Annotated in this window: 18 protein-coding genes, 2 tRNA genes and 1 pseudogene; 11 read left to right on the top strand and 10 right to left on the bottom strand. The window is 60.7% G+C overall.

Annotated elements, in window-relative coordinates:
• Positions 1–9: 9 nt before the first annotated feature.
• Positions 10–2316 (top strand): ATP-binding protein, encoded by a 2307-nt coding sequence (locus QCL65_RS18985; RefSeq protein WP_407311454.1) that lies wholly within the window; start codon positions 10–12, stop codon positions 2314–2316.
• A gap of 18 nt (positions 2317–2334) precedes the next feature.
• Here the strand turns inward: QCL65_RS18985 and QCL65_RS18990 are convergent, their stop codons facing one another.
• Positions 2335–2820 (bottom strand): glutathione peroxidase, encoded by a 486-nt coding sequence (locus tag QCL65_RS18990; RefSeq protein ID WP_407311456.1) that lies wholly within the window; start codon positions 2818–2820, stop codon positions 2335–2337.
• Positions 2817–3230, bottom strand: coding sequence for a peptide-methionine (R)-S-oxide reductase MsrB (gene msrB, locus QCL65_RS18995; RefSeq protein WP_407311458.1), 414 nt, complete (start codon positions 3228–3230; stop codon positions 2817–2819). The genes QCL65_RS18990 and msrB overlap by 4 nt, the downstream gene beginning before the upstream one ends.
• Positions 3231–3396: 166 nt before the next feature.
• On the opposite strand from msrB, the gene QCL65_RS19000 reads away from it, so the two are divergent.
• From QCL65_RS19000 to QCL65_RS19010, 3 genes are all read left to right on the top strand, one after another.
• A complete protein-coding gene (locus QCL65_RS19000) occupies positions 3397–4608 on the top strand; it encodes a pyridoxal phosphate-dependent aminotransferase (protein WP_407311460.1) in 1212 nt (403 codons plus the stop codon).
• 184 nt (positions 4609–4792) lie between these two features.
• Positions 4793–5680 carry a protease HtpX gene (gene htpX / locus QCL65_RS19005; RefSeq protein ID WP_407311462.1) on the top strand — a complete coding sequence of 296 codons (888 nt, stop codon included), beginning with the start codon at positions 4793–4795 and terminating at the stop codon, positions 5678–5680.
• Positions 5681–5836: 156 nt separating this feature from the next.
• Positions 5837–6604, top strand: a complete 768-nt coding sequence (locus QCL65_RS19010) for a DODA-type extradiol aromatic ring-opening family dioxygenase (protein ID WP_407311464.1) — start codon at positions 5837–5839, stop codon at positions 6602–6604.
• Positions 6605–6666: 62 nt separating this feature from the next.
• Here QCL65_RS19010 and QCL65_RS19015 read toward each other — a convergent pair.
• A pseudogene (locus QCL65_RS19015) lies at positions 6667–8365 on the bottom strand (DEAD/DEAH box helicase).
• Between the two features lie 362 nt (positions 8366–8727).
• Between QCL65_RS19015 and QCL65_RS19020 the strand changes: the two are divergent.
• On the top strand, positions 8728–9519 hold the full coding sequence (locus QCL65_RS19020; protein ID WP_407311466.1) for a crotonase/enoyl-CoA hydratase family protein: 792 nt from the start codon (positions 8728–8730) through the stop codon (positions 9517–9519).
• 3 nt (positions 9520–9522) lie between these two features.
• On the opposite strand, the gene QCL65_RS19025 is transcribed toward QCL65_RS19020, so the two are convergent.
• The gene (locus QCL65_RS19025) at positions 9523–10278 is read right to left on the bottom strand and encodes a spermidine synthase (protein WP_407316929.1); all 756 of its coding nucleotides are present in this window, start codon (positions 10276–10278) and stop codon (positions 9523–9525) included.
• A gap of 217 nt (positions 10279–10495) precedes the next feature.
• Here QCL65_RS19025 and QCL65_RS19030 point away from each other — a divergent pair, with 217 nt between their 5' ends.
• Both QCL65_RS19030 and QCL65_RS19035 read left to right on the top strand, forming a co-directional pair.
• A complete protein-coding gene (locus QCL65_RS19030; RefSeq protein WP_407311468.1) occupies positions 10496–11737 on the top strand; it encodes an MFS transporter in 1242 nt (413 codons plus the stop codon).
• Between the two features lie 287 nt (positions 11738–12024).
• Positions 12025–13125, top strand: a complete 1101-nt coding sequence (locus tag QCL65_RS19035; RefSeq protein ID WP_407311470.1) for a sigma-54 interaction domain-containing protein — start codon at positions 12025–12027, stop codon at positions 13123–13125.
• A 6-nt stretch (positions 13126–13131) separates the two neighbouring features.
• Here the strand turns inward: QCL65_RS19035 and sfnG are convergent, their stop codons facing one another.
• From sfnG to QCL65_RS19055, 4 genes are all read right to left on the bottom strand, one after another.
• Complete coding sequence (gene sfnG, locus QCL65_RS19040) at positions 13132–14241, bottom strand: dimethylsulfone monooxygenase SfnG (RefSeq protein WP_407311472.1); 1110 nt, start codon at positions 14239–14241, stop codon at positions 13132–13134.
• A gap of 174 nt (positions 14242–14415) precedes the next feature.
• The gene (locus tag QCL65_RS19045; RefSeq protein ID WP_407311474.1) at positions 14416–16227 is read right to left on the bottom strand and encodes an ABC transporter ATP-binding protein; all 1812 of its coding nucleotides are present in this window, start codon (positions 16225–16227) and stop codon (positions 14416–14418) included.
• Between the two features lie 173 nt (positions 16228–16400).
• Positions 16401–16477, bottom strand: a tRNA-Asp gene (locus tag QCL65_RS19050).
• Between the two features lie 22 nt (positions 16478–16499).
• Positions 16500–16575, bottom strand: a tRNA-Val gene (locus tag QCL65_RS19055).
• Between the two features lie 161 nt (positions 16576–16736).
• On the opposite strand from QCL65_RS19055, the gene rdgC reads away from it, so the two are divergent.
• The 3 genes from rdgC (at position 16737) to sugE (ending at position 19123) form a co-directional block, all read left to right on the top strand.
• Positions 16737–17657, top strand: coding sequence for a recombination-associated protein RdgC (rdgC, locus tag QCL65_RS19060; protein ID WP_407311476.1), 921 nt, complete (start codon positions 16737–16739; stop codon positions 17655–17657).
• A 72-nt stretch (positions 17658–17729) separates the two neighbouring features.
• On the top strand, positions 17730–18701 hold the full coding sequence (locus tag QCL65_RS19065) for a bile acid:sodium symporter family protein (RefSeq protein WP_407311478.1): 972 nt from the start codon (positions 17730–17732) through the stop codon (positions 18699–18701).
• Positions 18702–18808: 107 nt separating this feature from the next.
• Positions 18809–19123 carry a quaternary ammonium compound efflux SMR transporter SugE gene (sugE, locus tag QCL65_RS19070; protein WP_407311480.1) on the top strand — a complete coding sequence of 105 codons (315 nt, stop codon included), beginning with the start codon at positions 18809–18811 and terminating at the stop codon, positions 19121–19123.
• Here the strand turns inward: sugE and QCL65_RS19075 are convergent.
• Together QCL65_RS19075 and QCL65_RS19080 are read right to left on the bottom strand one after the other, a co-directional pair.
• Positions 19113–20987 (bottom strand): MFS transporter, encoded by a 1875-nt coding sequence (locus QCL65_RS19075; protein WP_407311482.1) that lies wholly within the window; start codon positions 20985–20987, stop codon positions 19113–19115. The two genes, sugE and QCL65_RS19075, sit on opposite strands and share 11 nt — an antisense overlap.
• Before the next feature lie 88 nt (positions 20988–21075).
• Positions 21076–22260, bottom strand: coding sequence for an MFS transporter (locus QCL65_RS19080; protein ID WP_407311485.1), 1185 nt, complete (start codon positions 22258–22260; stop codon positions 21076–21078).
• Positions 22261–22557: 297 nt separating this feature from the next.
• Between QCL65_RS19080 and mntP the strand changes: the two genes are divergently transcribed.
• Positions 22558–23124 carry a manganese efflux pump MntP gene (gene mntP, locus QCL65_RS19085; RefSeq protein WP_407311487.1) on the top strand — a complete coding sequence of 189 codons (567 nt, stop codon included), beginning with the start codon at positions 22558–22560 and terminating at the stop codon, positions 23122–23124.
• The last annotated feature ends 44 nt before the right edge of the window (positions 23125–23168 follow it).

Genomic DNA, 23168 nt, shown 5'->3' on the forward strand with positions numbered 1-23168 from the left:
TCGAACACCATGGATATTAAGTTCACCCAACGTTTGTCCTACAAACAGGCGAGGCTGACGGTTGTCGTCGGTTTTATCTTGGGTACGCTATTGAGCTTTATCCAGATCGGCTTGGACTACGCCAACGTCGGCGATGCCATCGATCGGCAGATGCGCTCGCTGCTGGATGTCAGCCACAACCCGGCGTCGCGTATCGCCTACAACATCGACGCGCAATTGGCCAAAGAACTGACCTTGGGCCTGCTGCAAGCGGAATCGATCATCGCCGCGCGGCTGATCGACAACAACAATACCATGCTCGCCAATGTGCAACGGCCGCGCCCCCAGAGCAGCTATCGGGTGCTCACCGACTTTCTGTTCGGCGCCAATCGACAATACGAAGACCCCCTGTTTCTTAGCACCTACCCCGATGAACGCCTCGGCCTGCTGCAGATCGACGTCGACACCCTGGCCATCGGCACACGGTTTATCCAGCGCTCGGAAATCACCCTGATCAGCGGCTTTATCCGCAGCCTCGTGTTAGCCGGGATCCTGCTGGCCCTGTTCTACATGATGCTGACCAAACCCCTGGTGGAGGTGATTCGCGCCCTCAGCGGCAACGACCCCCAGCTGCCCCGGCCCAAGCGCCTGGAATTCCCCCCTGGGCACGAGCACGATGAAATCGGCGTACTGGTGAAGGTAGCGAACCAGCAGTTCATCAGCATGTCCACCGAGATCCAGCAGCGTCGCGCTGCCGAAAACCGCCTGACCGACTACTTGGGCGAATTGGAAAATATCGTGTCGGCGCGCACCACCGAACTCAAGGCCAGCAACACGCGCCTTAGCCTGTCCAACGAAGAACTGGAAAAAGCCCGCCGCACGGCGCTCGACATGGCCCAGGCACGGGCTGCCTTTCTGGCCAACATGAGCCACGAAATTCGTACGCCCCTCAATGGCCTGCTGGGCATGATTGCGCTGTCGCTGGACAGCCCGCTGACTTCAGAGCAACGCCAGCAACTGTCGATTGCCCATGACTCGGGCAAGGTACTGGTGGAGCTGCTCAACGATATCCTCGACCTGTCGAAATTCGATGCCGGCCAGCTGGAACTCGAACGCATCCCGTTCGATCTCGGCGCCCTCATCGAAGACACCGCCAACCTGCTTTCGCAAAACGCCGCGCCCGGAGTTGAACTGACGTGCTTGATCCACCCAGAGTTTCCCGCCCTGGTGCTGGGCGACCCCACGCGGGTGCGGCAGATCGTCAGCAACCTCTTGTCCAATGCCTTGAAGTTCACCCGCCTGGGCCGCGTGGATGTGCGCCTGAACAGCCGCCCCGGCGGTGTGCGCATCGAAGTGTGCGACACCGGCATTGGCATCCCTGAGGAAGCCCAGGTCAAGATCTTTCAGCCATTCACCCAGGCCGGCGCCGGTATCACCCGCCAGTTTGGTGGCACCGGCCTGGGCTTGGCCCTCACCAACAATTTATGCGAAGCCATGCAGGGCCGCCTTAGCATCGAATCACAAAGCGGCCAGGGCAGCGTCTTCTGCGCCGACCTGCCGTTACCCGCGCATACCCCCTGTGGCACGGCTGCAGCGCTTTCAGGCAAGGTGGTGGCTATCAGTGACGAGCACAGTGGCCTGGCCGAATTGCTGGCGACCTTTCTACCGCTGTGGGGCATCGACTACCAACGTTGCGATTTGGACGTGGAACTGGCGGGCCTGGCCCCCGACCTATTGATCACCGACTCACTGGACTGCCTGTTCACCCTGCGCCCACGGGTGAGCGCGCCGATCCTGCTGCTGACGGCCTACGGCAACTTCCTGCCCAGCGAACAAGCCTTGGCATTGATGCCACTGCAGCAACAGGCCCGGCCATTGGCGCGGGCCGCGCTCTACCAGACCCTACGGCGCACGCTCCAGGGCGACGAGCCGGAGACCCACTTCAATGCTCGCCAGGTGCTGCCAACGGATAAACGCGCAAGGATCCTGCTGGTGGAAGACAACCCGGTCAACCAACTGGTGGCCAAGGGCATGCTCGGTAAGCTGGGGTGTGAGGTGACCATCGCCGCCCACGGCGGCGAAGCCCTGGCGGAGCTAGAGGGCAGTGCTTTCGATCTGGTGCTGATGGACTGCAACATGCCGGTCATGGATGGCTATGAAGCCAGCCGGCGGATTCGCCAAAGTGGCCGTTGGCCGCACTTGCCCATCGTCGCCCTCACGGCCAACGCCATGCCTGAAGAGCGCGAAAAATGCAGAGCGGCCGGTATGAACGACTACCTGGCCAAACCTTTTCGCCGGGAAGAGCTGATGGCGCTGATCGAGCACTGGGTCGATTAGGTGCTGTAGGTAAAGTGCTTAACCGAGCATCTCTTCGATCGCTGCCTCAAGCGCAGCCGGTTTGGTGATCGGCGCGAAGCGCTTGACCTGGCTACCGTCACGGCTCACCAGAAACTTGGTGAAATTCCATTTGATCCGCTCGCTGCCCAGCAGCCCCGGCGCCTTGTGCTTGAGCTTGACGAACAAGGGGTGAGCCAACTCGCCATTGACATCGACCTTGCGAAACACCGGAAAGCTGACGCCGAATTTCGCCTCGCAGAACTGCGCGATGTCCAACGTATCGCCCGGCTCCTGATTGCCAAACTGGTTGCAGGGGAACCCCAGCACCATCAGCCCTCTGCCGCGATAACGCTGCCACAGCTCTTCCAGGCCTTTGTACTGCGGAGTGAAGCCGCACTGGCTGGCAGTATTGACCACCAACAGCACCTTGCCGGCGAATTCGCCCAGGGTCTTGTGCTGGCCGTCCAGGGTAAGGCACGGGATATTCCGCAGATCAGGGCTCATGTGGGCGATGCCGCCGTTTCGCGCGGGACCAGGTTCAGGCACACCGAGTTGATGCAGTAACGCAGCCCCGTCGGCGGCGGGCCGTCGGGAAACACATGGCCAAGGTGCGCGTCGCAGGTGGAGCACTTGACCTCGGTGCGGATCATGCCATGGCTGACATCGCGAATCTCGACCATGGCCTGCTCGGCGATAGGCTCATAGAAGCTGGGCCAGCCGCAGCCGGAGTCGAATTTGCTGGCAGAGTCGAACAACGCCGCTTCGCAGCAAACGCAGTGATAAACGCCAGCGCGCTTTTCGTCGTTATAACGGCCAGTAAACGGCCGTTCCGTGGCGCTTAGACGGCATACGTTGAATTGCTCTGGATCGAGCATTTCACGCCATTCTTCTAGGTTTTTTTCAATCTTTTGCATCGATACACCTCAGCGGCTGAAAAAGCCCGAACTGTGTCTTTTTTAAGAGCCGGGCCGCACGTATGATTCGGTTTTAGTACAGCAGTCTGGCATCCGGCCTACCGGCATTCAAATGCGATTTTCCACGGTGCCCCAGGCGACAGTCTTCACTTCTCGGGATCCCCTCATGCAGTTCAGCAAATCGAATAAGCTCGCCAACGTCTGCTACGACATCCGCGGCCCGGTACTCAAGCACGCCAAGCGCCTCGAAGAAGAGGGCCATCGTATCCTCAAGTTGAACATTGGCAACCCGGCACCCTTTGGTTTCGAGGCGCCCGAAGAAATCCTCCAGGACGTCATCCGCAACCTTCCGACAGCGCAGGGCTACAGTGATTCCAAAGGTTTGTTCAGCGCGCGTAAGGCCGTCATGCAGTACTACCAGCAAAAGCAGGTAGAAGGCGTCGGGATAGAAGACATCTACCTGGGCAATGGCGTGTCCGAATTGATCGTGATGTCCATGCAGGCGCTGCTCAACAACGGCGATGAAGTCTTGATCCCAGCCCCCGACTACCCGCTGTGGACCGCCGCCGTCAGCCTCGCTGGCGGTAACGCCGTGCATTATCTGTGCGACGAACAAGCCAACTGGTGGCCGGACCTGGCCGACATCAAGGCCAAGATCACCCCCAACACCAAGGCGATGGTGATCATCAACCCGAACAACCCCACCGGCGCGGTGTACTCCAAGGAAGTGCTGCTAGGCATGCTGGAACTGGCCCGCCAGCATAACCTGGTGGTGTTTTCCGACGAGATCTACGACAAGATCCTCTACGACGAAGCCGTGCACATCAGCACCGCTTCCCTGGCCCCCGACCTGCTGTGCCTCACCTTCAACGGGCTGTCTAAATCTTACCGAGTGGCGGGTTTTCGTTCCGGCTGGGTGGCTATTTCCGGGCCCAAGCACAATGCCCAAAGCTACATCGAAGGCATCGACATCCTGGCCAATATGCGCCTGTGTGCCAATGTGCCCAGCCAACATGCGATTCAGACCGCCCTGGGCGGCTATCAGAGCATCAATGACCTGGTACTGCCTGCTGGCCGCCTGCTCGAGCAGCGTAACCGCACGTGGGAGTTGCTCAACGACATCCCGGGCGTAAGCTGCGTGAAGCCCATGGGCGCGTTGTACGCGTTTCCACGCATCGACCCCAAGGTGTGCCCGATCCTCAACGACGAGAAATTCGTCCTCGACCTGCTGCTCTCCGAGAAACTCCTGGTGGTCCAGGGCACGGCGTTCAACTGGCCATGGCCCGACCACTTCCGCGTGGTCACCCTGCCCCGGGTCGACGACTTGGAGCAAGCGATCGGCCGTATCGGCAGCTTCCTAAAAAGCTACCGGCAGTAAACAGAGGTATCTGGTTACACTTCTCCGGCGGGCATATCAGGCCATTTATGCCCGCAGACTGTTCAATTTCGCCGAATCAGCCCCAGAGAAACAGTTTGAAATAGTCCCTTGGTTGAATCGCCCCCGGCGGCGCCTTATATAGCGCTTACGCAAGACTTTCATCCGTGAGGAGTATGTAACAACCATGATGCGCATCCTGCTGTTCCTGGCCACCAACCTGGCGGTGGTGCTGATTGCCAGCATCACCCTGAGCCTGTTCGGCTTCAACGGGTTCATGGCGGCCAATGGGGTTGACCTCAACCTGAATCAGCTGCTGATTTTCTGTGCCGTATTCGGCTTTGCCGGCTCGATTTTTTCGCTGTTCATCTCCAAGTGGATGGCGAAAATGAGTACCGGCACCCAGATCATCACTCAACCGCGCACTCGGCACGAACAGTGGCTGTTGCAAACCGTTGAAGAGCTGTCCCGTGAAGCGGGCATCAAAATGCCAGAGGTGGGTATCTTCCCAGCCTACGAGGCCAATGCCTTCGCCACGGGCTGGAACAAGAACGACGCACTGGTCGCTGTCAGTCAGGGCTTGCTCGAGCGGTTCTCGCCAGACGAAGTGCGCGCCGTGCTGGCGCACGAAATCGGTCACGTTGCCAACGGCGACATGGTGACGCTGGCGCTGGTGCAGGGCGTGGTGAACACCTTCGTAATGTTCTTCGCCCGCATCATCGGTAACTTCGTCGATAAGGTGATCTTCAAAAACGAAGAAGGCCAGGGCATTGCTTACTACATCGCCACCATCGTTGCCGAACTGGTTCTGGGCATTCTCGCCAGCACCATCGTCATGTGGTTCTCGCGCAAGCGCGAATTCCGTGCTGACGAAGCCGGGGCCCGCCTGGCCGGCACCAATGCAATGATCGGTGCCTTGCAGCGCCTGCGTTCCGAACAGGGCGTGCCGGTGCGCATGCCCGACACCTTGAACGCCTTTGGTATCAACGGTGGCTTGAAGCATGGCCTGGCCGGCTTGTTCATGACCCACCCGCCACTGGAAGACCGTATCGAGGCCCTGCGCCGCCGCGGTTAATAGGCTGCAACATAAGAAGGGCGACGAAAGTCGCCCTTTTTTGTGGGCGCGAAATAAACCACTTTCTCGATGTTGGACCGGCAAAACTTATATTAGATTTAGATCTATGACCGTTGGAAGATAGGCGCAACGTTTAACTTCCCTTGGAGCCTTACCATGCTACCCAGCCTGTTTATCTCCCACGGCTCGCCCATGCTTGCCCTGGAACCTGGCGCCAGCGGCCCTGCTCTGGCGGCCTTGGCCGCACGGCTACCCACGCCCACGGCGATCGTGGTGGTATCGGCCCACTGGGAAAGCCCGGAGCTGCGGGTTGGCAGCGCTGAGCGGCCAGCCACCTGGCATGACTTCGGTGGCTTTCCTGCCGAGTTGTTCGCGGTCCAGTACCCTGCCCCCGGCCAGCCTACCTTGGCTCAAGAGATTGCCGACCGGCTCAACGCCGCGGGCTTGAGCGCCCGCCTCGATGCAAACCGCCCGTTCGACCATGGTGTCTGGGTGCCCTTATCACTGATGTACCCCGCAGCCGACATCCCGGTGGTTCAGGTGTCCTTGCCTAGCCAGCAGGGGCCTGCATTGCAGCAGCAGGTGGGGGCGGCGCTGGCCGGGCTGCGCGAGCAGAATGTGTTACTGATCGGCTCGGGCAGTATCACCCACAACCTGCGCGAGCTGGATTGGCACGCTGGGCCCGAAAGCATCACGCCCTGGGCCCTGGCATTTCGTGACTGGTTCGTGGCAACCCTGGCCAAGGACGATAGCGCAGCCCTGCTGGACTACCGCCGCCAAGCCCCCCACGCCGCGCGCAATCACCCCAGTGACGAGCACTTGCTGCCACTGTACTTTGCCCGAGGCGCCGGCGGGCAATTTGCCATCGAGCACCAAGGTTTCACGTTAGGTGCCCTGGGCATGGACATCTACAGTTTCGCCTGAGGTTTTGCCGACGCAAAAAAAATCCCCGAACCAGTCGGGGATTTTTTTATTTCAGCGCAGGATCAATCTTCGCGATAGCGACGCAGCTTCAACTGCTTGCCCGCTACACGAGTGTCCTTGAGCTTGCTCAGCAGCTTCTCCAGGCCATCTTCCGGCAGCTCGACCAAGCTGAAGCTGTCGCGCACCTGGATGCGACCGATAGCTTCGCGGGCCAGGCCGCCTTCATTGAGGATAGCGCCCAACAGGTTCTTCGCTGCGATGCCGTCACGAGCACCCAGGGCAGTACGGCAGCGTGCGCGGCCTTCGCCCAATGGGATCGGCGCACGACGCTCACGATCACCGCGCTCAGGGCGGTCAGTACTGGTGCGCTCACGCGGGGTGCTGGTAGGCACCAACGGCTGCTCGCGCTCGACCGCTTCCAGGGTCAAGGCTTGACCATTGGTTGCCTTGCGCAGCAGGGCTGCAGCCAGGGCACGCGGGGTGCAGCCGATATCGGCGGTCAGGCGATCGAGCAGATCACCATGGGTGCCTTCAGCATCGGCAACCAGCGGCGCGAGGCTGTTGGTCAGCTTCTTGATGCGCGCATCCAGCACGGCCTGGCCATTAGGCAGACGTACTTCGGCAACCTTCTGCCCAGTCACACGTTCGATCACTTGCAGCATGCGGCGCTCGCGCGGAGTCACCAGCAGCAGCGCACGACCTTCGCGGCCGGCACGGCCAGTACGGCCGATACGGTGCACGTAAGACTCGGGGTCGTACGGCATGTCGACGTTGAACACGTGGGTGATACGCGGAACGTCCAAACCACGGGCAGCGACGTCGGTGGCGACCACGATGTCCAGGCGACCATCCTTGAGCGACTCGATCACGCGTTCACGCTGGTTCTGCGCGATGTCGCCGTTCAGGGCTGCAGCCTTGTAGCCTTTGGCTTCAAGGGCGCTGGCCAGGTCGAGGGTCGCTTGCTTGGTGCGCACGAAGGCGATCAAGGCATCGAACTCTTCCACTTCCAGCAAACGCAGGACAGCGGAGGTTTTCTGGTCGGCGTGAACCAGCAGGTGAGCCTGCTCGATCGCGGTGACGGTTTGAGTTTTGGTCTGGATCTTGACGTGTTTCGGGTCTTTGAGGTGACGCTCGGCGATCGCCCGGATGGACTGCGGCAAGGTGGCCGAGAACAACACGGTCTGGCGGGTTTCCGGCATGGCCTTGAAGATGACTTCAAGGTCATCCATAAAGCCCAGCTTGAGCATTTCGTCAGCTTCGTCGAGCACCAGGTGGTTAACCGTGGCGAGGACTTTCTCGTCGCGACGCAAGTGGTCGCACAGACGGCCAGGGGTCGCGACGACGATTTGCGCGCCGTTGCGGATAGCTTTCAGTTGCGGGCCCATCGGGGCACCGCCGTATACTGCCACCACGGTAACGCCAGGCATCTGCTTGGCGTAGGTTTCGAAGGCGGTGGCTACTTGCAACGCCAACTCACGGGTTGGCGCTAGGATCAGGGCTTGCGGCTCGCGCTTGCTCGGGTCGATGAGATGCAAGATCGGCAGAGCGAAAGCAGCGGTTTTACCGGTACCTGTCTGCGCCTGGCCGATCATATCGTGACCGGCAAGGATGATCGGGATCGATTGGTGCTGAATAGCCGAAGGCTCTTCGTAGCCGGTAGCTACGACTGCAGCAACAATGTTCGGGTGAAGTTCGAGAGCGGCGAAGCCGCCGAGTTCCTGGGTCATGGGTCTGCCTCTAAGTGCATCCGCAAAGACCCATGCTCCAAAGCTGCGCATGCCTTGTAAGACTCGAGAGTCACCCTGGCAGCTTTGTCGGCGGGGATTTGCGAAAACGATTGAATGAAAAGAATCGTTCGGGGAGTGTCCATCGTAACGGACGTGCAGCCGAAGCTGTCTTCGGGGGATTGCGCTACCTAAACGTGGCCTGTTTAAAGACCGGCGCGCACTATACCTGAAATTGGCGGAAAAGTGAGAGTTTTTTATCAGTTCCTACAAGCTGCGACCCTTTGCCACTGTAGCTTTGCGCCATCTTTCAAGGCCCGCTATTTTATCCAGGCCGGTTATGCCAGGCTTGCTGGCTAAAACGTTTCACCCACCTACGCCACTCGAGGATCGTCCGTCATGACTCAACCCAGCCCCGGCCAAGTCACCCGTGAACGTCGCGGCGCCGTGCTGTTGATCGGCCTGGACCGCGCCGCCAGCCGCAATGCGTTCGACCGCTCCCTGCTCGACCAGCTCAGCCTTGCGTATGGCGAATTCGAGCGCGACAGTGAAGCGCGGGTCGCGTTGGTGTTCGCCCACGGCGATCATTTCACCACGGGCTTGGACCTGGACGCGGTGAGCGACACCTTCATCGAGGGCTGGCAAGTTCCGACAGGCGGCTGCGACCCGTGGCGGATTTCCGACGGGCCGCAGGTTACTAAACCGGTGATCGTCGCGGCGCAGGGCTACTGCCTGACCCTGGGGATTGAATTGATGCTGGCGGCCGATATCAATTTTTGCGCCAGCAACACCCGCTTTGCGCAGTTGGAAGTCCAGCGCGGGCTGTTCCCCTTCAGTGGCGCAACCATTCGCCTACAACAGCTCGCCGGGTGGGGCAACGCCATGCGCTGGTTGCTGACGGGGGATGAATTCGACGCACACGAAGCGCTACGCCTTGGCCTGGTACAAGAAGTGATGGCCAGCGAAGACCTGCTCCCCAATGCCCTCAAGCTCGCTGAGCGCATCGCGCAACAGGCGCCCCTGGGCATTCAGGCAACCCTGACCTCCGCGCGCATGGCGGTGTACGCGGGGGTGGCGGCCAGTACCACGGCGCTTCCAGCACTGACTCGGCAATTGCTCAACAGCGAAGATGCCCGGGAAGGCACACTGGCCGTCGAACAAGGCCGCCCCGGCGCGTTCCTGGGCCGCTGATATTCAGGTTGCCGGGCGAATAGCGCCGATCAAGCTCTGCAGCGAATAGCCCAGGCGCGGCGCCAGGGCTTCGGCGCGGGCGCTGAGGCCGGCTAGGTCCAGGTGCTGATCGAGGTCGGCGGGCACCATCAGAATGACGTTGCCTTCTTTGACCGGCAGCTCCCAATAGTGCCGATGGTACAGCCCGCGTAATAGGGCCGCCCCCAGCGGCTTGCCGTGGTCGTCGGCCCATTGGTTGATGATCAACCAGCCGCCTGGGCTCAGGCGTTTCTGGCAGTTTTCCAGAAAACCCCAGGCCAAGTGGGCCGGTGCTGGGCCAAAGTCGGTGTAAAGGTCGACGAAGATCAGGTCGGCACTTTCTGCCGTGTCCAACAGCTCCAAGGCATCACCGACACGGATGTAGAGCCGCGGGTCGTCATCGAGCCCCAGGTATTCGTGCGCCAGGTGCGGTACCGCCGGGCGCAGCTCGATGCACTCGACGTCCTCGACGGGTAAAAAGCGCAGGCAGGCCTGGGTCAGGGTGCCGGCGCCCAGGCCCAGAAATAAAGCGCTGTCCGGCTGCGGGTGGCACAGCGCGCCGATCAGCATGGCGCGGGTGTAGTCGTACTCCAACCAGCTGGGGTCGGCGGTGAACACACAGCTTTGCTCGATGGCGTCACCGAACTCGAGAAACCGGTAATCGTCCACTTCCAACACCCGGATCATGCCCCAGGCATCGTGCACCTCAGCCAGTACCCGTTCGACGCGCTCGCGCAGCACCTCGTTGTTTTCGTCGTCCACCACGCCGCTCGCCCGAAAAATCAAAGATGCGATTGTGGCATTTATGAGTAGGCGATGGCTGAAAAAATGGCCGCTGCTCGCCCCTGCGCCCACACATCCCAACAAACGTAACTAGACGTTACTGGATCCACTCATCTAGAGTGGAGCCGGGCCCGCCCCCGTTTCCTCGATATTTCCAACTCGGACACGCCTTACCTTGACCGCCTCTCGCTCGACCTCCGCCGTCTTTTCCCAGCCAGGATTCATCGCTTTCATTGGGGTTCGCCTAGCTGCTGTGTTCGCCATGCAGATCCAGGCCATCGTGGTGGCCTGGCACCTCTATGACCTGACCCGCCAGCCCCTGACTCTAGCGTACGTGGGCATGGCGCAATTCATTCCGATGGTGATCCTGCTGCTACCGGCCGGCGACTTGCTGGACCGCCACGACCGGCGACGAATTCTGCAAATCAGTTGGAGTTTCGCCACCCTATCCAGCGCCGCGCTGCTCTGGCTGACCCTCAGCGGCGTCAGCGATACCCTGCCCTACTACCTGGCCCTGCTGGTGTTCGGTTGCACCCGCGCTTTCACCGGCCCGGCGCTGCAAAGCCTGCTACCGCAGATCGTCGCGCGCGAGCACCTGGCTCAGGCGATTGCCACCAACAGCATGATCATGAAAATCGCCGTGATCGCCGGCCCCCTTTTGGGCGGCGTGCTCTATGCGAGCATCGGCGGCTGGACCTATGGCGTCTGCCTCATGGGCTTTTTGACCGGGGTGGTGCTGCTGGAATTCGTGCCCAAGGTGCATGTGCCGCCGATGCGCGGTGACGAGGACCTGAACGCAGTGGGACGTTTTACCGCGGGCATTCGCTTCATCACCTCACGGCCGATCATTCTTGGGGCTATCTCCCTGGACCTGTTCGCGGTGCTGCTGGGCGGCGTGGTGGCGCTCCTGCCGATCTATGCTCAGGATATTCTTCATGTCGGCCCGGTGGGGCTCGGCCTGCTGCGCAGCTCGATTGCCGTGGGCGAGTTGCTCATGGGTTTCTACCTGACCCTGCGCCCCATGAATGCCCATATGGGGCAACGCATGTTTATTGCCGTGGCGGTGTTCGGCGTGGCCAACTTGGTGTTTGCCCTGTCGAGTTGGTTCTGGGTGTCGTTCTTGGCGCTGATGGTGGCGGGGGCGGCCGATATGATCAGCGTGTACATCCGTTCCTCGTTGATCCAGTTCGCCACCCCAGACGACATGCGCGGGCGCGTGAGCGCAGTGAATATGCTGTTTATCGGCTCATCCAATGAGCTGGGCGAATTCCGTGCCGGGGTGGCCGCGACGCTGTTAGGCACCGTACCTGCCGCGCTGACCGGTGCAGCCAGTACTCTGGCGATCGTGGCTTTGTGGAGCCGCTTGTTTAAGCCCTTGCTGAAGGTGCAGAACAATGAATCGGTATTGCCGAAATAGTTTTCTGATGAGCGCTGCCAAAGCGAACGGGGAGCTCGATCACAAACGGCCAACACCACCACGCCCCCGAATATCAACTACACCACCGATCGTAGGAGGGGGCTCGCCCCCGAGCTCTTGACCTTCGCCACTGCCCCCGCCATTGCCGCCAAAGAGCGAAAAAGATCGGGGGCAAGACCCCCTCCTACGCATAAGCTCAGACAAAAAGGTTATTTATTTTTGCTTCCTTATATCATTTAGCCTCAGGCACGTATTTCCTCCCAACGGCCTGAACAAGAGTGATCGCCATGCAATTGCTGACCCTCGCGCCCTCGCCCAACCTCGCCACGTCAATTCGGGCCACCGCGCAAGTGTTCGAAGACCCTCAGTCGCGCGCCCTGCTTGCGCACTTGGAGCAAATCGCCCCTAGCGATGCTGGCGTGCTGATCATCGGTGAGACCGGTACCGGCAAAGAGCTGATCGCCCGCCACATCCATGCCCTGAGTGAACGTCGCAGCAAGCCCTTCGTCGCGGTCAACTGCGGAGCGTTTTCCGAATCGCTGGTGGAGGCCGAACTGTTCGGCCATGAAAAAGGCGCGTTCACCGGCGCCCTGGGGGCCAAAGCTGGCTGGTTCGAGGAAGCCAACGGCGGCACGCTGTTTCTGGATGAAATCGGCGACCTGCCCTTGGCGATTCAGGTCAAGCTGCTGCGGGTGCTGCAGGAGCGTGAAGTGGTGCGGCTAGGCTCACGCAAGAGCATCCCCATCGACGTGCGCATCGTGGCGGCCACCAACGTGCTGTTGGAACAGGCCATCCACGCCGGGCGCTTTCGCGAAGACCTGTTCTACCGCATCGATGTCGTGCGCGTGGGCCTGACCCCGCTGCGCGAACGCCTGGGTGATATCCTGCCCCTGGCCCGGCATTTTATCGGGGTGTACCGCGACCGCCTCGGCCATGGGCCGGTTCAACTGAGCCCACAAGCCGAGCGCAAGCTGCTCAGCTACGATTGGCCGGGCAATATTCGCGAGCTGGAAAACGTCATCCATCACACCTTGTTAATCTGCCGCAGTGGCGTGATTGAGAAGGACGATTTACGCATGTCCAACCGCCTAATCGAGCGGCCGGGCGAAGCGCCGCAGGCCGATGACAGCGGCGAAGGCCTTCTGCAGCGGGCGTTCGATAGGCTTTTTGAGGAACAAGCCGGCGACCTCCACAGCAAGGTCGAAGATGCATTGCTGCGCGCCGCCTATCGCTTTAGCCATTGCAATCAGGTGCACACCGCCCAATTGCTGGGCCTGAGCCGCAACATTACCCGTACGCGGTTGATCAAATGCGGCGAACTGGCGGTCAATCGCCGCGGTGTTAGCCCGACGGTCCAGGGCACACGGCTGCTGAACCTGTCGGTGTAAGCCCCATCAGGCGCTAACGGCCCTTTTTGCCGGGGCCGCTGGCAACCCGCCCTGTTCCAGCTCGCGCACCAAGGGCAGTACGTGCTGGCCGAAGTATTCCACTTCCTCCTGGAAATGCAGGAAAGCCGACAAGACTAAATCTACCCCCACCGCCTTGAGCGCAACGATGCGCTCGGCGATCTGCCGGGGCGTGCCGATCAGGTTGGTTTTGAAGCCATCGTTGTATTGCACCAGGTCTTCGAAGGTGGACTTGGCCCAGTTACCCTCGCCTTCCGGGCTGGCGCTGCCGGCCTGCTTGGCCGCTGCGCCAAATGCGTTGACGGCCTCTGGGTCTGCCTTATCGATGATCTCGGCGAGCACTGCCCGAGCTTCCTCCTCAGTGTCACGGGCGATGATAAAAGCGTTCACCCCAATCTTCACCGAGTGCCCGTTAGCGGCGGCCTTGGCGCGAATATCATCGACTTGCGCCTTAATGCCCTCGACGCTATTACCGTTGGTGAAGTACCAATCCGATACCCGCGCCGCCATGTCCCGCGCCGCCCGCGAACTGCCGCCCTGAAAGATTTCCGGGTGGGGCTGCTGGATCGGCTTGGGCCGCAAGGTGTAGTCGTGGAACCGATAGAAATCGCCCTTGAAGGTGAAGTTGTCGGTGGTCCAGATGCCCTTGAGTGCCCGGATAAACTCTTCCGAGCGCCGATAGCGCTCGTCATGCTCCAACCAGTGCTCACCAATGGCGGTGAATTCACCCTTGAACCAACCGCTGACGATATTAATTGCGACCCGCCCGGCGGTGAGCTGGTCAATGGTTGCCAACTGCTTGGCCACCACTGCCGGTGTCCACGGCCCAGGCAGAATCGCGGCGATCACTTTGAGCTTTTCGGTGGAGGCCAGCAGCGCGTGGCTAAACGCCACGGACTCGTGCTGATTATCGGCGCCGTAACCCGCGGTGAAGCGGATTTGCGTCAGCGCGTACTCAAACCCGGAACGCTCGGCAATCTGCGCCAACTTACGGTTGTAGTCGATACCCCAGTGGGTGCGCTGCTCGACTTTGCTGACCACCAGGCCACCGCTGACATTGGGTACCCAATAGGCGAATTTGATCGGTTGCTGGCTCATGTTTGTTCTCCAGTACGGCGCTTTCGCGTGAGGTATGGGAGGACAGAGCAGCAACTGTGCCATGTCTTTTAAACGTTATATATCAGCGAGTTGAGCCGAGAGTGCGCCTAGCCAAGTGTTGCCACTCAGCGCGAAGTGTTGCCCAACTGTTGCTAGCGCAACATCGCCCGAAACCTACCGATACCCCCGCGCCTGCAGATCGAACAACTGCGCATACCGCCCACCGGCCGCGATCAGGCTGGCGTGATCGCCGCACTCAAGCACCGTGCCTTGGTCCAGGACAAGGATCTGGTCGGCGCTGCGTACGCTGGAAAAACGGTGGGAAATCAGCAGGGTCATACGCCCCTGGGTGTGTTGGCTGAAGTGTTCGAATACGGCCGCTTCGGCAGCCGGGTCCAGCGCCGCAGTGGGCTCGTCGAGGATCAGGATGTCGGCGTCGCGGCGCATGTAGGCCCGTGACAGGGCGATCTTCTGCCATTGCCCGCCGGACAATTCCTGCCCCCCGGCGAACCACCGGCCCAAACGGGTTGCGTAGCCCTTGTCGAGGCGTTCGATGAAATCGGCGGCCATGCCTGCGGTGGCCGCTTCGCGCCAGCGTGTTTCGTCGTCGAAGGCACGGGTGTCGCCCACCCCGAGGTTTTCCCCGACCGAAAACTGGTAGCGGATGTAGTCTTGAAAGATCACGCCGATGCGCTGGCGCAGCGCGTGCTGGTCCCAGTCCTGCAAATCGCTGCCGTCGAGCAAAATGCGGCCTTGGTCAGGTCGATAAAGGCGGGTCAGGAGTTTGATCAGCGTGGTTTTGCCAGAGCCGTTCTCCCCGACGATGGCCAGGCTGCAACCCGGTGCCAGGTGCAGGTCGACATCGCTCAAGGCCCAGCGGCTGGATTCCGGATAGCGAAACCCTACGCCCTCAAAGCGCAGACCATCACCCGGAGTGACCCCCGCTGTGAGGTGGCCGGCCTCAGCGACCACAGGCTCGGCCAGATACTCATACAAGTTGGACAAGTACAGGCCGTCTTCATAAAGGCCGCTGATGGCACTGAGGCTACTGCTGACCGCCGCCTGCCCTTGCTTGAATAACACCAGGTACATGGCCATCTGGCCGAGGCTGATGCGACCGCCGACGGTGTCGATCACCACCCAGCCGTAGGCCAGGTAGAACGCGGCCGTCCCCAGCAGGCCAAGGGCGAAACCCCAGCCGTCGCGGCGCAGGGTCAAGCGACGGTCCTCGGCATACAGCCGGGCGAAGGTGTCGCGGTAGCGCTGCAGCAGCAACGGGGCGAAGCCGAATAGCTTCACCTCTTTTATATAGGACTCATGAGACAGCAGCGTCTCGATATAACCCTGCTGGCGGCTCTCTGGCGCCCGCCGGCTGAACAAGCGAAACGCGTCACCGGAAAAGCGCGCCTCGGCGAAGAACACCGGCAATGCGCCGACTACCAGCAAGGCCAGCGCCCAAGGGGAAAAATGCACCAGCAACAGGCCGAAGCTGATCAACTGAATCAGGTTTTGCATCAGGCCCAGGGTTTTCACCACCAACGCCAAGGGCCTCGTGGAGGCTTCGCGGCGAGCCCTTACCAACTTGTCGTAGAACTCCGAGTTCTCGAACTGCAACAGGGACAGGGTCTGGGCCTTCTCCAGGATCATGGTGTTGACCTTCTGGCCCAACTGCACCCGCAGCAACGATTGCTGCACCGACAGCGCTCGCTGGGCAGCGGACATCAGCGCCAGCACCCCGGCTTCGTACAGGACATAACGCATCACCGGCCACAACGGCGCGTCGCCCTGCTGGGCATGCAGTTGCATGGCGGCGACCACGGCGTCGACGATGCGCTGCCCCAGCCATGCCGCCAGGGCCGGGAGTACCCCGGCCAGGAGCGTGGCCAACACCAAGCCGATAAACAACCCGCGAGAGGTGTCCCACACCAGTGACAGGGCGCGGCGTGCCTGGTCGAGTAACGAGGCAAAGCGCTGGAAAAATGGCATTGGGCAATCTACTCGGCGGGAACAGAAAAAGGCTGGCCAGCCGATATGGCGCAAAAACTACTGGCGAACCGCAGAGGAAAGTAGCCTGAAGGCAAATTTGAAGCAAAAAAAAGCGACCCTAAGGTCGCTTTTTTTGTCGCTTCAAGGAGTTCAAGGGCCTCAAAGCTAATATATGGCGCAGCGGACGGGACTCGAACCCGCGACCCCCGGCGTGACAGGCCGGTATTCTAACCGACTGAACTACCGCTGCGCGTAACACCTTTATAAGAGATTGGTGGGTGATGACGGGATCGAACCGCCGACCCTCTGCTTGTAAGGCAGATGCTCTCCCAGCTGAGCTAATCACCCTTCACTCTCGGTGTGGCGCGCATTCTACGGAGCGACCCAAACTCTGGCAAGCACTTTCTCAAAATATTTTCTCAGCCCTTCCAAAGACTTAGCGCAGGGTTGGCGTGGGCGATTACACGGAGAATAATGCCCCCCTTATGTGTTGAGGAGAGATGCACCCCATGTGGTTCAAAAACCTGCTGGTCTACCGCCTGACCCAAGATACCGAGTTCGATCCCGAGGCGCTGGAAGCTGCACTCGTGACCAAGCCGGCCCGCGCCTGTGCAAGCCAGGAATTGACCACCTATGGTTTCGTCGCCCCCTTCGGTAAAGGCGAAGACGCACCGCTGGTGCACGTGAGCCAGGATTTTCTGCTGATCGCGGCACGCAAAGAAGAACGTATCCTGCCCGGCAGCGTGGTGCGCGACGCGGTCAAAGAGAAGGTCGAGGAAATCGAAGCCGAGCAAATGCGCAAGGTGTACAAAAAAGAACGCGACCAGATCAAGGATGAAATCATCCAGGCATTCCTGCCTCGCGCCTTCATTCGTCGTTCGTCGACCTTTGCCGCCATCGCGCCGAAGCAAGGCCTGATCCTGGTCAACTCGGCCAGCCCGAAGCGCGCCGAAGACCTGCTCTCCACCCTGCGTGAAGTCATCGGCACCCTGCCCGTGCGCCCACTCACCGTGAAGGTCGCGCCTACGGCGACCATGACCGACTGGGTGAAAACGCAGAAAGCCGCCGATGACTTCTATGTACTGGATGAGTGCGAGCTGCGCGACACCGAAGAAGATGGCGGTATCGTGCGCTGCAAACGCCAGGACCTGACCAGCGATGAAATTCAGCTGCACCTGAGCACCGGTAAGCAGGTGACCCAGTTGTCCCTGGCCTGGCAAGACAAGCTGTCGTTCGTTCTCGATGACAAGATGGTGGTCAAACGCCTGAAGTTCGAAGAGCTGCTGCAGGACCAGGCTGAGGAAGACGGCGGCGAAGAGGCCCTCGGGCAGCTCGATGCCAGCTTTACCCTGATGATGCTGACCTTTGGCGAATTCCTCCCGGCGCTGTTCGAAGCACTGGGTGGCGAAGAGTTGCCCCAAGGGATCTGAGTGCAACACCGACACGATCGGGGCTCGCCCCGATCTTGCCAGACGCCCCCCCTATAACAAGGACACCCCGCCATGCGCGCACTGGCTGCCTTAAGCCGCTTCGTTGGCAACACCTTTGCCTATTGGGTCTTGCTGTTCGCCGTGTTGGCGTTCTTCAAGCCGGAATGGTTCATCGGCCTCAAACCGCTTATTGTCCCCCTGCTGGGCCTGGTCATGTTCGGCATGGGGCTGACTCTGAAACTCGAAGACTTCGCCGAAGTCACCCGCCACCCCTGGCGCGTGGCCTTGGGCGTGGTCGCGCACTTCGTGATCATGCCCGGCGTGGCGTGGTTGCTCTGCCAGGTGTTTCACCTGCCCCCGGAAATCGCCGTCGGCGTCATCTTGGTGGGTTGCTGCCCCAGCGGCACTTCATCGAACGTCATGGCGTGGCTGGCCAAAGGCGATCTGGCCCTGGCCGTAGCGATCGCCGCGGTGACGACCTTGATGGCGCCGTTGCTGACGCCAGCGCTAATCTGGTTGCTGGCTTCGGCCTGGCTGCCGGTGTCGTTCGCCGACATGTTTATCTCGATCCTGCAGATGGTCATGCTGCCCATCGTTCTCGGGGTGCTGGCGCAAAAGCTGCTGGGCGCCCGCGTGCAGATCGCCGTGGATGTGTTGCCGCTGGTCTCGGTGGTGAGCATCGTGATGATCGTGTGCGCGGTGGTGGCCGCCAGCCAGGCGAAAATCGCCGAGTCAGGCTTATTGATCATGCTGGTGGTCATCCTGCACAACAGCTTTGGCTTTGTCCTGGGCTACTTCACCGGCAAAGCGTTCAAGCTGCCCCTGGCGCAACGCAAGTCACTGGCACTGGAAGTCGGCATGCAAAACTCTGGCCTCGGGGCCGCGTTGGCCAGCGCCCATTTTTCGCCGTTGGCTGCCGTACCGAGCGCGCTGTTTAGCGTCTGGCACAACATCTCTGGGGCGCTTCTGTCGACTTATTTCCGCAACATGCCGGGCTCCGATACCCCAGCGCCTGGCGCCGGCGACAAGCCCACCAGCAATTGACCCTGGCCGCGCCGTTGGGCACCATAGTGCCCGCGGCGAGGACGACCTCGCGCCCCCGCAATGGGTGATCGACAAGGGGACGGCCCCTCCGTTGGATAGAGGTTGCTATGTCCTGGCTTATCTTGTTACTCGCTGGCCTATTAGAGGTCGGCTGGGCCGTCGGCCTGAAATACACTGAAGGCTTCACCCGCCCCCTCCCCACCGTGCTCACCGTTGGCGCAATCGCCGCCAGCCTGAGCTTGCTCGGCTTGGCCATGCGCGAGCTGCCCCTGGGCACTGCCTATGCGGTGTGGACCGGGGTGGGCGCGGTGGGTACCGTCACCGCCGGTATTCTGCTGTTCGGCGAGTCCATGGCGCTGGTCAAACTGGCCAGCGTGGGCTTGATCGTACTGGGTCTGGTCGGCCTCAAGCTCAGCGCCTGACGCCGCGCAAAGCCTGCACCCGCTCACGCAGCAGCTCGGGCGTAGCCTGTTCAGCGCTGACGGGCTCGCCCGCCACTAAGGTCACCCGCGACCATAAACGGCGTAGCGGCCCCCTGTTAGGGTCGCGACTGAAAAGGCTCCCCCATAGGCCCTGCAACGCCAGCGGAATCACCGGCACGGGGCTCTGTTCAAGCAGCGTGACGGTGCCTTTTTTAAAGGCATCGATTTCACCGTTCTGGCTCAACTTACCCTCGGGGAAAATACACACCAACTCACCGGCGGCCAGACACTGGGCGACGCGTTTGAAAGCCTGGTCGTAAATCAATAGATCTTCGCCACGCCCAGCAATCGGGATGGCCCCGGCGGTGCGAAAAATAAAGTTCAGCACGGGCAGTTGGTAGATTTTGTAGTACATGACAAAGCGAATGGGCCGCCGCACCGCGCCAGTGATCAACAGCGCATCGACGAACGACACATGGTTGCACACCAACAACGCCGCCCCCTGGTCCGGGATACGCTGCAGATGTTGATGCTGAACCCGGTACAGGGAATGGCTGAGCAACCAGACCAGAAAGCGCATGCTGAACTCGGGCACGATCTTGAAGATATAAGCGTTGACCGCGATGTTCATCAGGGAGATGACCAGGAACAACTGCGGGATCGATAGCTTGGCGACGCTGAGCAGCACAATGGAGACGATGGCCGACACCACCATGAACAACGCGTTGAGGATATTGTTGGAGGCGATCACCCGGCCCCGCTGGTGTTCGGCGGTGCGCGACTGAATCAGCGCATACAGGGGCACGATGTAAAAGCCGCCAAATACCCCTAGGCCAAGGATGTCCAGCAATACCCACCAGGCTTGGCCGATGGCCAATACCCCTAGCCAGTCATGGGGCTGTGCGGCTTGCGGGAAGCCCCCGGAATGCCACCATAACAATAGCCCGAACAGGGTCAGGCCAAAGGAGCCGAAGGGCACCAGGCCAATTTCCACCTTACGCCCTGAAAGCTTCTCGCAAAGCATCGAGCCCAAGGCAATGCCTACGGAAAATACCGTGAGAATCAGGGTGACCACGGTTTCATCGCCGTACAACCATTCCTTGGCGTACGCTGGAATTTGCGTCAGGTAAATCGCCCCGACAAACCAGAACCATGAATTTCCGACGATGGAGCGAGACACCGCCGGTGTTTGCCCCAACCCCAGGCGCAGGGTGGCCCAGGTTTGTTTGAAAATGTTCCACTGGATCGGTAGCTCCGGCGCTACAGCGGGCGCCGCCGGGATGCCACGGCTGGCCAGGTAGCCGAGGCAGGCGATCAAAACAATGGCGGTGGCCACCATCGGTGCGTATTGCTGCGAGGCCATCATCACCCCAGCGACGATGGTCCCGGCCAGGATCGCCAAAAAGGTGCCCATTTCCACCAAGCCATTACCGCCCACCAGCTCGTCCGGCCGCAGCGCCTGGGGCAAGATTGAATACTTCACAGGGCCAAACAACGCCGAGTGGGTGCCCATGGCGAACAGCGCCAGCAACATTAGCCACAGGTGATCGAACAGAAAACCGCAGGCCCCCACCAGCATAATGGCGATTTCGCCGAGCTTGATCAGGCGGATCAACTGGTCTTTAGGGTATTTTTCACCGAACTGGCCGGCCAGGGCGGAAAACAGGAAAAACGGCAGGATAAACAGCAAGGCGCACAGGTTGACCCAAATCGAGCGGTCGCCGTCGATGGCCAGCTTGTAGAGGATGGCCAGGATCAGCGATTGCTTGAAGACATTGTCGTTGAACGCGCCCAAAGCTTGGGTAATGAAAAAAGGCAGGAAGCGCCTTTTACCGAACAAAGCAAACTGCGACTTTTGACTCATCGTCCCTACCTGATGTGGATTAAGCGGCCGTTCGAAGCTTGCGGCCTGCGCCAAGCCTGAAAGGGTCAAGCGCGCGCCCGCCTATTCTTCACCGAACGGTGGCAGGGTCAAGGGTTCGTCGCCACATACCGGCAAGGGCTGCCAGGCACAAAGCGATCTGCACGCCGCCATAAGCATAGGTGGTCGGCACCAGGCCGAAATCATGCACCAGGAAACCCGCGCCCATCGCCGGAAGGCAAAAAGCCAGGTAACTGAATACATAAAAAGTGGCCATTAACCCTGCTCGCTCGTGCGCATGGGCCAGCGGCATGACACTGCGCACGCCCCCCAGAAAAGCGCTGCCAAAGCCCAACCCGGTGACCAGGGTGGCGATAAAAAACAGCGGCAGAATCGCGCCCCACGTAGCGATCAGCAACAGGCCCACACCCGCGCCGAGCATCAGGGTGCCGAGCCGCAGAGTACGCTGCGCGGCGCTGTTACGCAGGGCATAGATAGCGGCGGCGCCGCTTAAGTTAAGGGTGGCGACCAAGGCGCCGCCAATCAGGTTGGAACTGGACCCAGTGGCCGCCCGCACCAGCGAAGGCGCCAGTGATAAAAAGAAACCACCGGACATCCACACCGCCACATTGACCGGCATGACCCGCCACAAGGTTGCGCGCGCTTGCGCCGGCAAACTCAAGGTAGGCCGCAAGGAAGCCAAGGCACCGGGTTGGCGGCTTATGCTTTCAGGCAAGGCGGCCAATAATAGAACCTGACACGCCATCAGCCCGGCGAGCAATCCGTAGGACAATTGCAGCGGGTAAGGTGTGAACTGCGCCAGCGCACTGGCCCCCAGCGCCCCCAAGGCCAGCCCCAAAAGTGGCGACAGGCTATTGAGCAGCGAGCCCTGCTGGCGGTCGGTATCGATCAACGCGGCGCCCACCGCGCTGGTGGCGATGCCCGTGGCGAACCCTTGCACCAGCCGCGCCGCCAGCAGCCAGCCGACTGAATCAGCGTAGATAAACAACGCCATTGCCAACATGTTCAACGCAATTGCACCCCGCACCACCGGCTTGCGGCCCAGGTAGTCCGACAGCGACCCCAGTGTCAGCAAGGCGGCCAGGAGACTGAACGCATAAACCCCGAACACCAGCGTTAACATGCCCGGGCTGAAATGCCAGGCCTCTTGGTAAAGGTGGTAAAGCGGCGTCGGAGCGCTGGAAGCCGCTAAAAACGTCACCAGTACGACGGACAAAAGCGCCAGGCGGCTGCGCGTGGAGCACGGTACGGACATAAACCCAAGACTCCAAAAGCTAGTTTTTGCGTTGGTAGACGCCAGACTCGCCTAAAAAAAAACCAATGCAACGACTGTCACGGTTTTTTCACAAAAAAACCGGTATAAAGCGCTCACTCTTTGGGGAGTAGCCTGCTTTCGGCCTTCGAAAGCGTTCGTATCAACATTCTCGGCTCATACGTAAGCCGTGGTACGGGCACCGTTAATTCGGCTGGCGAGACCATCGACCTATACGTGCCATGAAGTCGGGCGCGCGTGTGGGTCGTGGACTCAATGCCCGGCTGGATGCAAAACACCGTGAACCCCCTATCCCTCGTAATGCTCGCCCTGGCCATGTCCACGGACGCCTTCGCCGCCGCCATCGGCAAAGGTTCCAGCCTGCACAAACCACGCTTTACCGAAGCCCTGCGCATGGGCGTTATATTCGGCGTGATCGAAACCATTACCCCCCTGGTGGGCTGGCTGATTGGCCAGGCTGCCTCCCAGTTCGTCGAACGTTGGGACCATTGGATAGCCTTTACCCTGTTAATGGTGCTGGGCCTGCACATGATTTATAACGGGGTAAGCCCGCAAGCAGAGGAAGAGGAAAAAACCCAACAACACGGCTTCCTACTGTTGGCGGTGACCGCCTTTGCCACCAGCATCGACGCGTTGGCCGTGGGCATCGGCCTGGCCTTCATCGACGTGAATATCCTGCTCGCCGCCGGCGCTATCGGCATCGCCACCATGACCATGGTGACCATTGGCACCCTGCTCGGCCGCGTGCTGGGCACTGTCGTAGGCCAGCGCGCGGAAATCGTAGGCGGCGTTGTCTTGATGCTGATCGGCGCGACCATTCTGTACGAGCATCTGTCCGCCGCCTGAGGCCCGTGCCAAACTGCGCCCTTCCGCCGCGCTGGCTTAGCCCA

The organism is Pseudomonas sp. nanlin1 (genome assembly GCF_045571515.1).
Classification (GTDB): domain Bacteria; phylum Pseudomonadota; class Gammaproteobacteria; order Pseudomonadales; family Pseudomonadaceae; genus Aquipseudomonas.

Excerpts from the sequence above, each read along its gene's own strand:
- QCL65_RS19080 (WP_407311485.1), bottom strand. The coding sequence starts at position 22,260 with ATGTCCGTACCGTGCTCCACGCGCAGCCGCCTGGCGCTTTTGTCCGTC.
- sugE (WP_407311480.1), top strand. The coding sequence starts at position 18,809 with ATGTCCTGGCTTATCTTGTTACTCGCTGGCCTATTAGAGGTCGGCTGG.
- msrB (WP_407311458.1), bottom strand. The coding sequence starts at position 3,230 with ATGCAAAAGATTGAAAAAAACCTAGAAGAATGGCGTGAAATGCTCGAT.
- QCL65_RS19065 (WP_407311478.1), top strand. The coding sequence starts at position 17,730 with ATGCGCGCACTGGCTGCCTTAAGCCGCTTCGTTGGCAACACCTTTGCC.
- sfnG (WP_407311472.1), bottom strand. The coding sequence starts at position 14,241 with ATGAGCCAGCAACCGATCAAATTCGCCTATTGGGTACCCAATGTCAGC.
- htpX (WP_407311462.1), top strand. The coding sequence starts at position 4,793 with ATGATGCGCATCCTGCTGTTCCTGGCCACCAACCTGGCGGTGGTGCTG.
- QCL65_RS19035 (WP_407311470.1), top strand. The coding sequence starts at position 12,025 with ATGCAATTGCTGACCCTCGCGCCCTCGCCCAACCTCGCCACGTCAATT.
- rdgC (WP_407311476.1), top strand. The coding sequence starts at position 16,737 with ATGTGGTTCAAAAACCTGCTGGTCTACCGCCTGACCCAAGATACCGAG.
- QCL65_RS19020 (WP_407311466.1), top strand. The coding sequence starts at position 8,728 with ATGACTCAACCCAGCCCCGGCCAAGTCACCCGTGAACGTCGCGGCGCC.
- QCL65_RS19010 (WP_407311464.1), top strand. The coding sequence starts at position 5,837 with ATGCTACCCAGCCTGTTTATCTCCCACGGCTCGCCCATGCTTGCCCTG.
- QCL65_RS18985 (WP_407311454.1), top strand. The coding sequence starts at position 10 with ATGGATATTAAGTTCACCCAACGTTTGTCCTACAAACAGGCGAGGCTG.
- QCL65_RS19000 (WP_407311460.1), top strand. The coding sequence starts at position 3,397 with ATGCAGTTCAGCAAATCGAATAAGCTCGCCAACGTCTGCTACGACATC.
- QCL65_RS19075 (WP_407311482.1), bottom strand. The coding sequence starts at position 20,987 with ATGAGTCAAAAGTCGCAGTTTGCTTTGTTCGGTAAAAGGCGCTTCCTG.
- QCL65_RS18990 (WP_407311456.1), bottom strand. The coding sequence starts at position 2,820 with ATGAGCCCTGATCTGCGGAATATCCCGTGCCTTACCCTGGACGGCCAG.
- QCL65_RS19045 (WP_407311474.1), bottom strand. The coding sequence starts at position 16,227 with ATGCCATTTTTCCAGCGCTTTGCCTCGTTACTCGACCAGGCACGCCGC.